The organism is Enterococcus sp. DIV1314a (genome assembly GCF_051713805.1).
GTDB classification, from domain to species: domain Bacteria; phylum Bacillota; class Bacilli; order Lactobacillales; family Enterococcaceae; genus Enterococcus_I; species Enterococcus_I aquimarinus.
The window spans coordinates 2,254,476-2,269,606 of the sequence record NZ_JBIOQP010000001.1; the positions used below are offsets into that span (position 1 = coordinate 2,254,476).

13 protein-coding genes and 2 pseudogenes are annotated in these 15,131 nt (G+C 35.9%); all 15 read right to left on the reverse strand.

Features of this window, described 5'->3' with window-relative positions; translation table 11 throughout:
• Nucleotides 1-8: 8 nt before the first annotated feature.
• Nucleotides 9-449, reverse strand: coding sequence for a PAS domain-containing protein (locus IGI68_RS10795; protein WP_438732798.1), 441 nt, complete (start codon nucleotides 447-449; stop codon nucleotides 9-11).
• 545 nt (nucleotides 450-994) lie between these two features.
• On the reverse strand, nucleotides 995-1,294 hold the full coding sequence (locus tag IGI68_RS10800) for a GNAT family N-acetyltransferase (RefSeq protein WP_438732800.1): 300 nt from the start codon (nucleotides 1,292-1,294) through the stop codon (nucleotides 995-997).
• Nucleotides 1,295-1,297: 3 nt separating this feature from the next.
• Nucleotides 1,298-1,456, reverse strand: coding sequence for a hypothetical protein (locus IGI68_RS10805; protein WP_438732802.1), 159 nt, complete (start codon nucleotides 1,454-1,456; stop codon nucleotides 1,298-1,300).
• A 104-nt stretch (nucleotides 1,457-1,560) separates the two neighbouring features.
• A complete protein-coding gene (locus tag IGI68_RS10810) occupies nucleotides 1,561-2,388 on the reverse strand; it encodes a RecB family exonuclease (protein WP_438732804.1) in 828 nt (275 codons plus the stop codon).
• Nucleotides 2,370-2,582: a UvrD-helicase domain-containing protein gene (locus IGI68_RS10815; protein ID WP_438732806.1), complete on the reverse strand. Its 213-nt coding sequence runs from the start codon at nucleotides 2,580-2,582 to the stop codon at nucleotides 2,370-2,372. The genes IGI68_RS10810 and IGI68_RS10815 overlap by 19 nt, the downstream gene beginning before the upstream one ends.
• Nucleotides 2,583-3,015: 433 nt before the next feature.
• Nucleotides 3,016-3,912: a hypothetical protein gene (locus IGI68_RS10820; RefSeq protein ID WP_438732808.1), complete on the reverse strand. Its 897-nt coding sequence runs from the start codon at nucleotides 3,910-3,912 to the stop codon at nucleotides 3,016-3,018.
• A gap of 4 nt (nucleotides 3,913-3,916) precedes the next feature.
• A complete protein-coding gene (locus IGI68_RS10825) occupies nucleotides 3,917-4,342 on the reverse strand; it encodes an SMI1/KNR4 family protein (protein ID WP_438732810.1) in 426 nt (141 codons plus the stop codon).
• Between the two features lie 12 nt (nucleotides 4,343-4,354).
• Nucleotides 4,355-4,432, reverse strand: a pseudogene (locus IGI68_RS10830) (XRE family transcriptional regulator); the annotation flags it as partial.
• 191 nt (nucleotides 4,433-4,623) lie between these two features.
• Nucleotides 4,624-4,857: pseudogene (locus IGI68_RS10835) on the reverse strand (transposase); the annotation flags it as partial.
• A 345-nt stretch (nucleotides 4,858-5,202) separates the two neighbouring features.
• A complete protein-coding gene (locus IGI68_RS10840) occupies nucleotides 5,203-6,285 on the reverse strand; it encodes an Eco57I restriction-modification methylase domain-containing protein (protein WP_438732812.1) in 1,083 nt (360 codons plus the stop codon).
• Nucleotides 6,282-9,539, reverse strand: a complete 3,258-nt coding sequence (locus IGI68_RS10845) for a DEAD/DEAH box helicase family protein (RefSeq protein WP_438732814.1) — start codon at nucleotides 9,537-9,539, stop codon at nucleotides 6,282-6,284. Before IGI68_RS10845 ends, IGI68_RS10840 begins: the two co-directional genes overlap by 4 nt.
• A 2-nt stretch (nucleotides 9,540-9,541) precedes the next feature.
• The gene (locus IGI68_RS10850) at nucleotides 9,542-10,471 is read right to left on the reverse strand and encodes a restriction endonuclease (protein WP_438732816.1); all 930 of its coding nucleotides are present in this window, start codon (nucleotides 10,469-10,471) and stop codon (nucleotides 9,542-9,544) included.
• A 232-nt stretch (nucleotides 10,472-10,703) separates the two neighbouring features.
• Entirely contained in the window at nucleotides 10,704-11,297 is a 594-nt protein-coding gene (locus tag IGI68_RS10855; protein WP_438732818.1) for a helix-turn-helix domain-containing protein, read from the reverse strand.
• Nucleotides 11,298-11,757: 460 nt separating this feature from the next.
• Nucleotides 11,758-12,864 carry a hypothetical protein gene (locus IGI68_RS10860; protein WP_438732820.1) on the reverse strand — a complete coding sequence of 369 codons (1,107 nt, stop codon included), beginning with the start codon at nucleotides 12,862-12,864 and terminating at the stop codon, nucleotides 11,758-11,760.
• Complete coding sequence (locus tag IGI68_RS10865) at nucleotides 12,861-14,294, reverse strand: hypothetical protein (protein WP_438733289.1); 1,434 nt, start codon at nucleotides 14,292-14,294, stop codon at nucleotides 12,861-12,863. Before IGI68_RS10865 ends, IGI68_RS10860 begins: the two co-directional genes overlap by 4 nt.
• Nucleotides 14,295-15,131: the final 837 nt, after the last annotated feature.

Sequence of the window (15,131 nt, forward strand, 5' to 3'; positions counted from 1 at the left end):
TTCTTTCGTTAATCTTGAAAGTTTTTTTCTGTTTCTTTTAAATCTGTAATATCCGTGTGCGCTCCCAACATGCGTATAACTTTTCCATTTGTATCTCTTATTGCTAAGCCTCTACATCTGATCCAAATCGTAGAACCATTTTTATGTTTGTATCGTACAATTTGATCATATGGATGATGAGGGTCCGCACAATGTTTTTCGAAATTCGCTATGGCTAAATTCAAGTCTTCCTGAAAAATAAGATCTTGCCATTCCCTTGCCAAATGCTTTTTCTCCTCGGGATTATAACCAAGTGTTTCCCAAAATTTAGGGCTCATCCATTCCATTTCAGGATTTTCTATATCCCAATACCAAATGCCATCTAAAGAACCTGATTGTATAAATTCAAAAATACTCGTATCGTTGTTGATTAACGTGTACAACTCATTTTTCAAATAGATGCCATCCATAAACAATCCATTCCTCTACTGCTTTCACCTATACAGCATCCCTCGGTGTTCCTTATTGATAGAAATTCCAAAACGGAGGAAAAACCATTGTGATGCCGTCGCTCTTTCTCTAATTGTAGCATTTTATCTCTTCTTTTAGTTCAGTTTCAAGTTCTACTTGATTCATTGAAAATGAACTCATCACAATTACAAATTTATCGTTAGTTGATCATTTTACTTGCCAAGTATGTTGTTCCCTAGAATTCAAGCTTTTTTACGTCAAGAATAAAAAGTAACTTTTGGAATACCCAGTGTTGATCTTAACTGGCGAATTCCCATACTTTATAGGTAATAACCTATTTTTTAGGAATGTCGCTTTCAGTTACGTAGAGTATCGTTCATTCATCTTATTATTTATGGTAACACACACGTCGTATCATCTTCATTATAGTTTAGTGTTCTATATCTACTATAGGAGATTTGACAAACAACCTATTTTAATAAACTTGTGTAATTTATTTGTACTGCGAAGAGTTCACTCAAATACTGTATTCTACATCCGGATTTTATCCAACCTCACAAGTAAAACGCGGTCCTTCTTGCCCTATTTCGCCATTAGAGACAAACCCTACATTTGCTATTACTTTTTGTGAGGCGATATTCTCTGGTTCTGTTTCTGCTTCAACTCGGGTAACACTTGGTTGTGAGACTGCCCAATGAACTAATGCATTAACTGCTTCTGTAGTGTATCCTTTCCCCTCATATAGTGGCTGAATACCATATCCTATCTCAACAACTCCATCGTTTGTGATGCCCTTAAAGCACAAACCACCAATTATTTCGTCACTTCCATCTGCTAACTTCATGAATCACACTGCATACCACATACGCTGAAATGGATGAACTTGACAGCCTTCAAGCATTTCAGTATACGCTTGTTTCATTTCTTCAACAGTTTCCTCTAAAATCAATTTCTGCATCTCTTCATCAGTCGCTATTGAAAGGTTCAACCTTTTCATTTTTACCATTTAATATTAATCCTTTATGTTTAATCTGTTAAACCTCATTTAGCGATATAACATCTAATTATTTCTTCCATTTTCAATATTATTAACGCTACTTGAGTATCAAATTATCTTTTCAAATTGCTCTCAACGTCATGTTTCAAAGCTTCAAAATCAACAAAGTGTCCTAGACGACAGAAATCACAATCGTCTTTTTGACATCCTTGAGTGAAGTCCGCAGCTTTCATTTGGTGATAAGCATCATAAATTTGATTTTTAACAACCTGGATATCTTCCTCCGTTATAGCAATAGTATGCATAGAATAGCCAGTATCAGAATTCTCATCATCTAGGAAAATATACTGAGTCTCAACTTTCTTATTGGTTGTACCGATTTCTGAGGATGCATTTACTAAAAGATTATAAAACGCAGCTTGACGCCAGTAATCCCCACCAAACTGGAGCGCTTCAACACCGCGCTGGGTAGAACCCGTCTTGTAGTCTACGACACGGATTACATCACCATCAAACTCTAGTTTATCAATAATCCCCTTGATAGGATACTTCCCTTCTAACTTGACATAGATTTCTTTTTCGAGATTAATATCATCTACTTTAATGCTGTCAGGAATATAATTTGTAAAAAGGTTTTTAAGTAAACGATAGCCGTATTTCTTTAAATCTTCTACTGGTAATGTATCAATAATTTCAGTTTCATGTAACTTTAGTCTTTCATCAAAAATTTTCAAAGCACCTTCAAAATCAAGACTATCTCGATAAATCTTATACATCGTTTCATGAATCACAGTACCATACACTGCACCTGTAGGAGTATGATTCGTTTTTTCTTTAGTCGCATGTTCTTTCTTACTGCCTACCAGAGTCGCTACAGTGGTAAGTTGTAATACGTCGTCAAAATAGAAACTCTTCGGACAGTTTATAAAAATGTCAAACAAACAATCTCTTCTGGTTTTGCATCATAGTTGGTTAAAATATTTGCTACACGATGAGAAAGAATTTGAGTCTTTCCAGTTCCAGGACCAGCAACGACCATGACCGGTCCCTTAACAGTATCTACCGCTTGCTTCTGTTTTTCATTTAGCTTTGCATGATGTTCTTCATACACTTTAAAAAAATCCGTTTTATTCATATAACGGCTCCCTCTAAATCTTATTGTTAATATTTTAACATAGAATAGATTTATATTTCTTGGTTATCAGTGAATCATTTTTATATATTGAGTATTAAAGGAAAATATATGGAATAACAATCGAGTGAAGTTGATTCAAAACGCTCTTTAAAAAAACAAGTATTCAAAAATGAGTTGACTCATTCCAGAATACTTGTTTTTTTAGGTTCTATACTTTCTAGTGTTGGTAGAAATTTACCAGCCCTATTTTTATACATCTCGAGTCCATCAATCTGATATGTCGATGATCATTATTTTCTTGTTAACAGACACACTACTTCTACGTGTTTTCAGATGAGTGGATAGCTGTCAAAAATTAGTCACTTGAACATTATTGTCTTTGAGAGAACATATCCATTATTATATCAACTATGATGGCAGGGAGGAGCTTTTGTTATTCTTCAATATTTCCTCCACGTGGGTATGGATTCTTATCTTTCCATTTAACACTACCATCTTTATAATGATAACGTTGCCCATGTCCCCTCACTATATGTTCATCCGGAGAAGAACGCTCTGAGGATTCTGTAGTGTGCTGATCTGCAGGGTAATCCTCATATGAATTTTCATGCTCAGCGCGGTTACCGTCTGACCATCCGTATTCTGTATTTGACGACCCGCTCCTTGATGATTCTTTGACAGCAGCTACAACCACAAATAATCCAACGCCCTTTATTGCTTTCATTGCGTTCGGATATTTATCTTGGAATTCTATAATTGTTTTACTTATGGTTTTGAGGCCGCTCTTCAATTTCGGTACAAATCCCTGTTTCGTTATGTCTTCTTTGTTATTGGGAGGTACGGTCTCGTGTAGAGATTCATATTTTTTATTTGACTCTGCCTTTTTCTGAACTCCACTTACAGACTCTTGATTAAATCCTTTGTCGATTTCTGGTTTAATTTGTGTTTTGTATACAGGATCGGCTAATTGTATTATTTCACATTGGATAAATTCTCCATACCCAAAGTCAGTTTTTTCTTTTGTAACAGTATTAAAATACCAATTAGTCGGATTTCTCCAATCCCCATCGTGGGCCTCTAAATGTTCTGCTCTTGTTAGGAACTGAATATTTCCAGGGTCTCCTTGATATTCTGGATATTTTTCCACACTTTTCATATGCTGTCCTTGAAAAGCTTTGCCATTCTCATCATAGGCTTTACCTTTATCAAGAATATCTTTCTGTTGTTGGGATGTCCATTCTCTTGTTCCTTTTCCTTCTTGGACAAGTTCCAGTTCCTTATTCCAAGCTACATGTATCGCCTTGTTAGATTCTACTGTTCTTCTCGACATATAATCAACCACCTATGCCAAGCAAATCATGCAGATGTTTAAGAAAAGCTATAAAATCATCATAAATTTCATCGTCTTCTATCCTTCCAGATTCTTGATTGTATATAGCTATTTCTTCAATATCCTTTGCGCAGATGATTGGGTCACCTGATGCTAAAGCCCCAATAACGATATAGTCATCGTTTGGTCGTGATTTATCATTTACATTAATCACTGGCTTGTGTTCTATTCCATATAATTGAATACCTGCTGGCAAAAAGAACTCACCACCATCGGAAAGAAGCAGCCATTCTTTGTATTTGGATGGAAGAACGACATTATTTTTTTTTTCAAAGGTTGTGATTTTTTCTTCTGTAGTCGCCTCATGAAAAACCATTTTACCCTGTGTATTTAATTCATCAATAATTAGCTTTAATTCTCCAGAAACCATAGTTTTCCTCCTTCACTCGTTATCCGTCTTAATTTCATCACCGTCAGGTAAAATAAAAGCCTGCACAAACTTGACACCAAGCACGTAGGCACATTCACCTTCATCGAAATAAATTGTTGAAATTCTTTCTTCTAGATTTTCATTTTCCATTGAACGTTTACTTTTTATTGGAGATAGCCATCGATAATAGGACGCACGATTCACTTTTAAAACTCGACAGTGTATGGCAATACTGTGATTTTTAAAAGTGCTTTGATCACGGATAAATTCATAGAGGGAGCTTATTTCCGCGCGAACAGCCCCAACTCTTTTTTTAATATTTCTACTTCTTCTTCCAACTCTTTAATCCGCTTCAAATCAGCATTTGACTGTTCTGGCGTCATTTTGGAAATCGGATGTGGTGTGGTTGCTAGTATCCATTTGTGAATCGTAGAATAACCGACGCCGTATTCGTTAGATAGTTCTCTAACCGTTTTAATTCCTTTTTGGTGGAGCTCAAGAATATTTTGTTTGAACTTATCTGTATATCATTTAGACATACGACAACAACCTTTCTTCTTAGTGTATTTTACACTCTCACAAAAGTTGTCTCAAGTTTTATACTAGCATCAACTTTTCAATGAATACAATATTTCCGTTGTTATCGACCGCGGTCAAGTCACTTCTTCCGTTCTTTTCATTTCTGACTTGTCTACCGACAATAAGCGTAGACTCTTCTTCATCGCAAATCATATCCATACTGTTTCTTAATATTTCTTCAATGTCATTCTAAGTCATATTCAATTCTGAAAAGGTAACCAGTTCAATCCTAACAGCTTTTTTCCCTTTGATACTTTACATATCTACACCTCCAACATATCCTAATCCATCGCTTTCACTTTACTCTCAATAAAGTTAATTTCATTTTGGTCCAGGCCATATTTTTTGTATAGCTGTTGGTCGATTTCTGGAATTGATTTTGTCCAATCAATATCAGAATTCGCCGTGAAATTCTGAATTGGAATATAAGCCCATTTTAACGGCGGATTATCTTGTGTAATTTTTAGGATACTCAATAGTGCCCTTACCAACTTAGTTTTAATATACTTCAACAAATTTTGTGCCTCTTCTTCAGTATTAAAGGCCCCTATACTGATAAAAGTCGGAGTTGCGGATGAGTATGGTCCGCCAATAACAGGCGTACTCAATGACTCACCAAAGATGCCACTTCCATTCGCCTTTGGAACAAACACTTTCCACTTTTCAAGATTATTCTTTTCTGGATATCTTGGATCCATATATATTTTTTTAATCCATCGCAATGTTCTTTTGTTATTATATAACCCTAAAATTTCCCAAAATTGTTCTGGTTTTTCAGGTTTTTTATCCTCAAAAACGTAATCAAGGGAATCAAATGTAGACGATTTCAACTCATATTCTTCATTTGTTCCTAACTTTAAAACCTCTGGATGTTTTCTTTGAATTTGTTCTAATCGTTTTTGTGGTGATTCAGGATAGTCCGACAAAAATACATTATTAAATTTCAAATCAGAACGGCCACCATACATTATTTTCGGCAAATTATTTTCAGATACCGAATTGAATCTTTGAGAAATTTTACGGAGAGTTTCGTCTGGCACAAAGTTTTTTATTGCATCAAATTCTTTATCGCTATTTCTATAAATTACCACGACACCACCTTTGATATCTGTATTAGGAAATACTTCATTTGATTTTTGATTGTAATACTCCACTTTCAGATGCTTATCATTTAACATCTTTTGATTCCATACCTTAGGGGTTAAACCTGCGTTAAACAAAAATCGTGCGGGAGAAATTAGACAATATTTGTCTGAAATGGATTCTGCTAGATCATAAAAATGATTGTATATAGCATCTTGTTTATTATTCACTGTCGATAATTCTTGATAGGGTGGGTTACCTACAACATAGTCAAATTTCATTTGTTATTACCTCCAAACAATTCATCACATTTAGATTCAAAATCACCTTCACCAAGAGCAAAAGGCGTTGTATCAAGATATACTACATGGGAATCATCAATATTCTTCGCATTTTCATCGAATCCAAAGATGAAATTTCTTGCGATGCTATAAATGATTTCACTTGGTGCAAATCCATAGACTTGGTTTTCAAGAATGTGCTTCAAACGAGAATCTTTATCAGGAATTTGATCTTCTAAGCCTACATACAAACGTTTCACGATTTCTGTTAAATATAAACCTGATTTGATGTATAAATCAACAAATGTCTTATCTGGGTTCCTGAAATCTTCCGGACTTTCTTCCTGCAACTTATCCACCATCATCTTTACTACTCTTTTTGGTGTAAAGATTTGGTTGGTCTGTTGCGGTGGGATGTAGTCGAAAATATCATTTTCTTGACTTTCATCAAAGTAGTTAGCCAACTCTTGACGTTTACGCAAAAACTCTTGACATGACTCATCAAATACAATTGAATCAAAGAAATTATACGTATCACGCAAAGTACGGAATTGATCTAAGGTGATGCCGGTCACTTCTTTGAAAACTGAATCCGTGATGGTCGTGTCAAAGTTAGCAAGTGTTGTTGTAGGCTCACCATAAGCCATCAAGAATGATGGAATTGTACGAGAAAAACCACGCAAGCGCGCACGTACATCATCTTCAACTGTATTTTTCTTCTTCTCTTCCGCTTTTTGAAGTACTGTTTCAGTTGCTTTTTGCATCAATTCCTTAGACTTAGTTTCAACAGTCGCAACAACTTCTTTCTTGAAGGTTTCTTCGATTTCTTGTTTCTTAGCTTCGTAAGTTACTTTTGCTTCTACCACCTTGATTGGGTCATTATGCGATTCAGCAATCACTGACTTGTATTCCACTTCAGCTTCATTATGTTTGATTTCAGCTTGCCTTTGAACAGTTTCAACCTCGCGTGCGATTACATTAGCACTTTGTTGCACAACTTGTTCTGCTGCTTTAGTCGTTAAACCGTTCTCTCTTGCCAGTTCTTTCACAGCATCTTGTGTGCTTTGTTTGAAACTAGTTGCAACCACATTTGATAAATTGTTAGTAGCGTCATCTGCTGCATTTTCAACGGTCTGTTTGATATCTGCATAGACTTTTTCACCAAAATGAGCTTCTGTTGTCGCTACTATAATATCTTGTTCAACAGTTACTTCTCCATTATCATCAACTTTTACATCTTTGGTATCAATCGGATCGTCCGTCTTACGTGGTACAGTTTTACCTTGATCAACAGGATATAATTGTTCAAGGATTTCACGCGCTCCAGCTGACGCGAATATTCCTGAAATGTTTTGGAAAAGCAAGTTAGACATGAATCCACGACGAACAACCTCTTGTGCCTTAATTGCCTTTGGAATAGTTAGGACTTGATTCACATCAAGTTCGACCATTTTCCCTTCATTATCTTCTGCAATGACTGGGAAAAAATTCAACAAGGTTCTAATATTGTCTCTACGGTCATCGGTTGTCCCACCACCGTTTGTTGTCTTACGCGATAGGTTATTTGCAAACTCATCATAAATAATAAGTGTACGTTCCGGCGCAAAGTCGAAAACATAGGCATTTTCTTTTTGTTGCATTTCACCATTTACTTCGTACTCCCATGGATTTTGAGCCCGAAATGCGGCTTGCATATACAGACTTGGTGATTTCATATTTGATAGCATGAGTACTGCTGTCCACTCTGGAACAGTCACACCAGTTGTTAATTGACCAACAGACAACGTTATAGTACGGTCATTTTTTGCAATTGCGTCTCTAACACGATCTAGTGACTTTTGATTGATGATTTGGTCATCAGTTGTTCTACCATCACCTGCAGCAATAATGATTTCGTAGCAATCAAAAACGGGATGATTCTTAAGTAATTTCTCAAGAGCCTTCGCGCTAGCTACGCGATTTAATAACCAAAATGTGTGTTTTAATTCAGCGCGTAGTTCTTTTGTAGAAAACGGGTACTTCTCATTATGAGACAGAGAATCCAACCATTTCTTTATATCTGCTTCGTGGATAAACTTCCCTGCATCATTGGTTTCAAAAAATTCATTTAGATCAAAGGCATAGTCAATGTTCTCGCCGTCAATTTTTGCACCTTTATTTACTTCATCAGTGATCATTTGGCTCATCTGATAAGAAAACAAGCTTAAACGAGGTAGTTTTTCGTACGGATTATTTTCTTCAGACTCTATGGGCCAATCTGCTTTTGCCTCTTGTTCATCAGCATATGTCCAGTTATAAATTTGATCATCTGAAAACTTACCTGATGCAACTGCTTTAAATGGCGTCCCCGATAAATGTAGTGTGAAATTACGATTGATATTTTCAAACGCGATATCAGTTTTAAAAGTGTCAATCCCTTCATGAGATTCATCTATAACAAGCAAATCCCATTCTAAGTCTTTCACCCATTTCAGTTTGTCGTGGCTTCCGCCAAATGAAATCGCTCCTTTTAAATCTTGAAGCGAAATAAAGGCCAGCATTTTATTCTTGCCATCCTTCATCTGTGCATTAAACTCATCTCGATTCATTACTGAACGTTCTTTCAATGAATCGCTAGTAGAAACAAATGCATAGTCCGTTTGCCATGCAATGAATTTTTCAAAATCATCAAACCAGGAATTTGCAATAGCCGGTCGGTTAGTTACAATTAAAACTTTGTACGCATCAATTTTTCTTGCAAAATCATACGTTGTGAGGGTTTTACCAAATCTTGGTTTAGCATTCCACAAGAATTCACCACCTCGATGACTTTTTGCATAATCGAGAGTCATATTAACAGCATCTTCTTGCTCGTTTCGCAAAGTATACTGTAATTCTTCCTTTACCTGATTTCTCTCATTATTACGAAAATCAGCAAAATCAGCATGAGATTTTTCTGGTGTCCCATTATAGAAAAACCACTCAGTATTAGGGCGCTGTTCAACATTTTTGTACCTACGCAAATAAGTATGCAGTTGTTTGTCCTTAAACCAATCATCAGAAGTAATGAACTTTGCTGGTTCAGACCACAACTTATCATAAGCTAAGCTAATAGCCGCCGTTTTTGTTTGCTCCTTAATACGTACATCAACATTTTTACGTTCAGTATAGCCGATTTTCACCCACCCATTATAGTCTTGGATAGTTGGCAATGTGTAAGCATAAATTTGCGGATAAATGATTTTAGTCGTTTTGATAACCGTATTATCACTCATATCTACCTAACTCCTTTATCAAAGAATTCCATTTTATTCGTTTTCCAGTTCATGATTTTCACGCGTTTTCCTGGCTTTATCCTCCATTGTTCCTCTGGCTCTTCATAATCAAAAAGCGACATTTGTACTTCAAGAATCTTTTCGCGTTTTTCCGTTAATGGGATGATATACTTCAAACCATCCATCTGAAAAAGATTGTAACTGATGATTTCCGCTATATCTGCAAACAAGCCATAAGTTGGTTCTTCAAGCCATTTTTGAAAATAATAATCTCGGTATGTGTAAAGAAGGTTTTCTCTAGCAAGTAAAAGTGAGTCACCACTCCACTCAAAACCATAACTTGATTTATACGCTTCAACCACTAAACGTTGCCATTCTGCTTTATCGTCAACTTCTGCATTGATACGTTTAAGTTTCCTATCGACAAAGCCAACCCGTTTAGTAAGTGGCACTAATTCACCGGTTTCCATATCATAGCGAGTCGCCATATAGGGTGCTTCACCAGCTGTAATCTCTAACCAAGTCCGCTTGACATACGTCTCCAAATCATCGTTTATATAATCTTTTTCAATCTCATCATTTTGTTTCTTCACAACCCAGATAGGTGTGAATACCTCTGCTTTTGATTTGGTTCGTTCTTTTTGCATCTCTTTAGATTTGAGAGCACGCGGTTTAATGATATTTCCCATTTGTCCTGTTACTAATTCAGGTAACATCTGAGCAGTTGCCGCATAAGATTTTGAGCCGAACTTCACATAATTTTCGTTTGCCCATATAATATTTTTTTTCTTCTTAGAAGTTGATGTCGTTCGATCAATTAACAAAATATCCAATATACCAGGCATTTGTTCACGTATTGTATTTTCAAGAATATCGGTCGAGCTAATTGAATCGATATTTCTATGTTTATTTTCTTCAATTGAATTAGTCATAGTGTCTCCTACAAACAAATAATTGCCTCCTCTCGCCATGGTTTAATCATCTCAACTACAGTCTTAATTATGATAGTAGATGGCCAAAATTCTCCACCAGCTTTTCCTTCAACGCTGGCAAACTATTCGCTTCTTTAGGAACCCAGATGATATTCTCTGCTTCGTATTCATCTCGATCTTCTTAAAAGCCAATGTTTCCTGTGTTTTCAGTCATTTATATTCCTCCAAATGGTTAATAGTTATGATCATCAAAGACTTCAAACATTTCACTTTCGAAGCCTGCTTGTTCGGGTTCGCTGTTTACCCAATCAGGTAAAACTTCGTAATAGTGAGCCAATGCTTCAACCGTTTTGTGCAGAACGGATTCTTGTTGTACTTTTTCAAGTAGTTCCACGATAAGTTTGTACGTTTCCAAGTATGGATTATTATCTACAATATCCATTGCCGTCTTAAACTTTGATACTAGTTTAGCCTTTTCGATCTCACGTTCGATGGCATTCATCTCTTCTTGATCGTAGATGGGAACTTCAACAAGATCATTGATCTCTCCGGAAGAAAACTGTTGTTCATACTTCTTGATGACAGGATTCAAATCTCTTTTCAATTTTTCTTTCTGAATTTCCAACTGCTCTATTTCACTAAGTTCTCGTCCAAAGTAGGTCTGATCAATCCCAAAAAGTTCTTCTAAAACTGGTAAATATTTCTTTGGAATATTCTGTCGTCCTTTGACCCACATGTTAATATTTTGTTTTTTAATGCCCAGTCTTTCTGCAAGTTCTATATGTTGAAGGTTATAGAGATTTAAAATATATTCTAATCCTATCAAGTTCTCACCTCCTAGTGAAGTACAATATATACTATCTAATATATATTGTACTTCACTTTATTGTCTCGGTCAATATTAGATGTAAATGTTTTCTTTTTTTTCAATGAAACAATCAACTCAATCTTACACTTTTCTATTCTTAAAAAAATTTGTTCCTCTCATTTCTCAGTGAATTCATTATAAAGTTATCTCGTTACTTCTGACAAAGCGATTTTTTCCATTGGTGAATAGAATACATCATCTTGCATTTCTGTACACAACAAAAAAACGCTAGCCAAAAATCGGCTACCGATTCTAAAAATGATTTTTTATACCTATCGAGTCCATCAACCCGACAGGAAAAATAATCGTTATGTTCTTGTTAACAGACACACTGCTTTCACGTATTTGGGGACGAGGGAATATAGCCATCAAATTGTTGTTTTTCATTTTCCATTTTTACTGAGTTCTCTTAGATATATCAACTTGATAGATTTTCGTTGCAATACTTATACTCAAGAGCATCGATTACTGTTTCAAAAATAAGCAAGTCAAAATCTTTCTTGGAAATTCCTATTGAAGACAAGAAATCCTTGTTTTTTTTGAAAGACTTCCATAATAGTATCTTATCTTTTTCATCAAGGCTTATCTTATGTAAGAGGTTAGAAAGCGAAATAATCAAAGGTTTCTGCTTATCAGCAATCTTTCTTTTGCTGAATGTAAAGTATTCCTTCAGATCGTCTTTATCATATTTTGGTTGTAATCCTGTTATCTGGTTAACCAACAATTGCGTAGAGGAATTCATCAGATTCACAAAAGAACCTAATTCATAATGCTTCGCCTCCGTCATTAAATTGTAGTCTAGACCAAATGTCCTTATTCTATTAATTGCACTATTTAGTTGTTTAGTTTCATCTTTAATGCGGCTTATACGCTCATTTATTTCTACAATAGCAAGTTCGTTTGATTTAACATCCCGTTTGCTGATGAGGGTGAAAACATCCTCAAGACGTTGCTTGTCGCTTTTTCCTTTCCATAGCACAAACCCGCTACTGACAAGTGCAACTCCAGCGATCGACCAACCAACTGGTCCGGTTAGAACCAGCAATGCATTTCCGGCAACCATTCCTCCACCGCTAGCAGCAATCGCTCCTCCGCCCAACCAAGCTAGTGCCGCGTTGGTAGCTGCTGCACCACTCAGTGTAGAGATAGCTGTTCCTGTTGAGGCAACACCGAACGTTGTCGCAATTCCCATTGCAGCGGTAGGCCCAAGAGCTGCTACTGCGACTCCAGCGCTTACACCAGCAGCGCCTTTCCTAGCATTTTTTGCTACAGTATTTTTATAATCTGATTCAATCTTTTCTGCTTGCTGTATCCAGTTCAGACGAATTTTTTTCAGCTTTTCATACTCTAACCGCTTCTCACTAGGAACATTTCTAATATCGTCAAATAGTTTTTGTATGGTGTTCAATTCATCATAAAGATGGCTTGTGTGTGTGCCCAGTTCATTTATTTTTTCATTTGTTTTTTTGATAGCCGATTCTGCCTGCTTTTGGGCAAATATTAACCTCGATTTTTTCTTGGTCATCTTCTATTACCTCCAAAAAATGAATCTATATCGGATTTTGTCTTGAGTATATTATTATCTGGTACCTTTCTAAGTTCTGCTAGCTGAACAGATTTCTGGAATGCCTGAACATACATATCACTTTTCTTAAAGTCATCAACAAAATTTACAAGTTCCTTATCATCATATAGCTCTGATAATAGTGAAAGTCCATTCAGATAGTTTTCCACGATGATTATTTCTTTTCTAGCAAACTGAGCTTCCGATTCCGCTTTTCTTATTACAAAAACCTGCTTTGTTTCGCCATACAGCGAAATTGTGAAACGACCTATCCCCACTATATTAAGGCGAAGGGAGAATTCAGTTATATTGAAGTTGCCTCCTCTGGTTCTAAATGATTTTATGGTTGTATCGCCAAGATCCATCATACAAAAAGTACCATGAGCTACGGTGAGCATTCTTTTTACGGTAGGCTCTGAAAACGGCTCACACGCTTGCCACATAGCGGATGCCGAACGTTCTTCTTTCTCTGTTTTTTTGTAATATTTCACCAATCGTCTTGTGGTATATAACAATCTGACAATGGTCTCATTGATAAAGACTGGAATGGCCTGAGTTGCTTGGAAGCGGATATCGTATCCTTGTTTGTAGATGCTCAGAGCTAGCTCATTGATTGTGTGGTCAAACTGTGAAACAGGAACATTCAATTTTCTCTTTATTGCTATAATATCATTCGTCCATGCCCAAAACGGTGACGGTATTCCCATACCTCGGTATTTACTGCCAGACGATCCAGATACATCGGAAATTAAATGTCCAAACCAATTAACAAACCCTGAAAATAATTTTGCTGGAACACTATTACCTTGAAGTTCAAATTTCCCATCAGCATTTTGTAAAGATATCAATTCTCCTCCAGAAATAAAGTGCGATTGATTTGTAAACTGATCTACTATCGAAATGAACAAACCAAGCAAAGTCGGATTATGTCCAAGTGATTTGAAATGATGATTTGTAGGATTTAAATCATATACGATACTGCCAGCATCACCTGCTCCACGTTGATCATATAATATTTTAAATTTCTTCTCAAGAAAGCGGATTGCTGATGATGTATCTCCTTTATCATCCCATCCACAGAGTCTAGCAAAATCTGCAGTTCGATTTCCAATCCACTTATCTGTAACATCACCGACCATTGATTCTCCAGGTTTTCCGACTAAAAAAATGTCCATAATGCCACAAAGGACTCCTGAACTTGCCGCCAATGCATAATCCAATTTGTCACAGTTAGGTCTAAGAATCTGAATCGAATTGATTGTCTCTTTAAAACTCTGCATTTCATTTTCTGCAGCTGTTAATGCAATTTCAATGGAAGATGCAAAGGTGGATTCATCCTCAATGACATCCATTTCAAGAATTAATTCGGCTGTTTCTATTGCCTGGCTCATTGCGCTATACCTCCTAAACCTAAATTTAATTTCATTAAAATTTCTCAACATATTCCCATTCTGTATTTTATTTCCATCGGGTAAAAAAAATACTTGATCATCCTTGAAATTTAACACATTAGCAATATTTTTCAACTCTTTCAAAGTTACCATTTCAATTTCTTATTGAAATTCTATGGAGTTTATCAGATCCGTATGGCAAGATATAAAACATTTATATTCATTGGCGCTCGCACCGTTCTTTAATTATTTCTATTGTAATCATACAACATCTCCGAGTTTACCGCTGAGATTATTATATGCCATTTGATTGACAAACAAGATGGCTACTATAATAATATTATATTTAAGAAGGAAAAACTGGATATACTCACCATTATTGTATATTTCTAAAATTATAATCCAATCTTTTCTAGCTGCCGTTTTTTGATTTTCATTCCATCTTAGACTTTTTTTTGGTAAAATATTCAGTTTATTACCAGCAATTTTTAGTATTGATTATTCAAAATGTCTGATTTTTTCTCGACAATTTTATTATCGATCCCTTACTGCGCCATTTCGTTACTTCTGTCAAAGTAACATTTCCCGTCCGGGGAGCAGAACACATCAAGCTACATTTTAATACACAACAAAAAACTGCTAGCCAAAAATCGGCTACCGATTCTAAAAATGATTTTTATACATTTCAAGTCTATCAACCAGATAGGACGAATGGTTGTTATTTTCTTGTTAACTGATATACTGCTTTCACTTGGCTGCCAGGGCCTTGGTTACTGTTATAACCCCTTTTGAGGGGGAAAATCCCAGGGTTTTTAACTATTTTTCGATTATACGTTC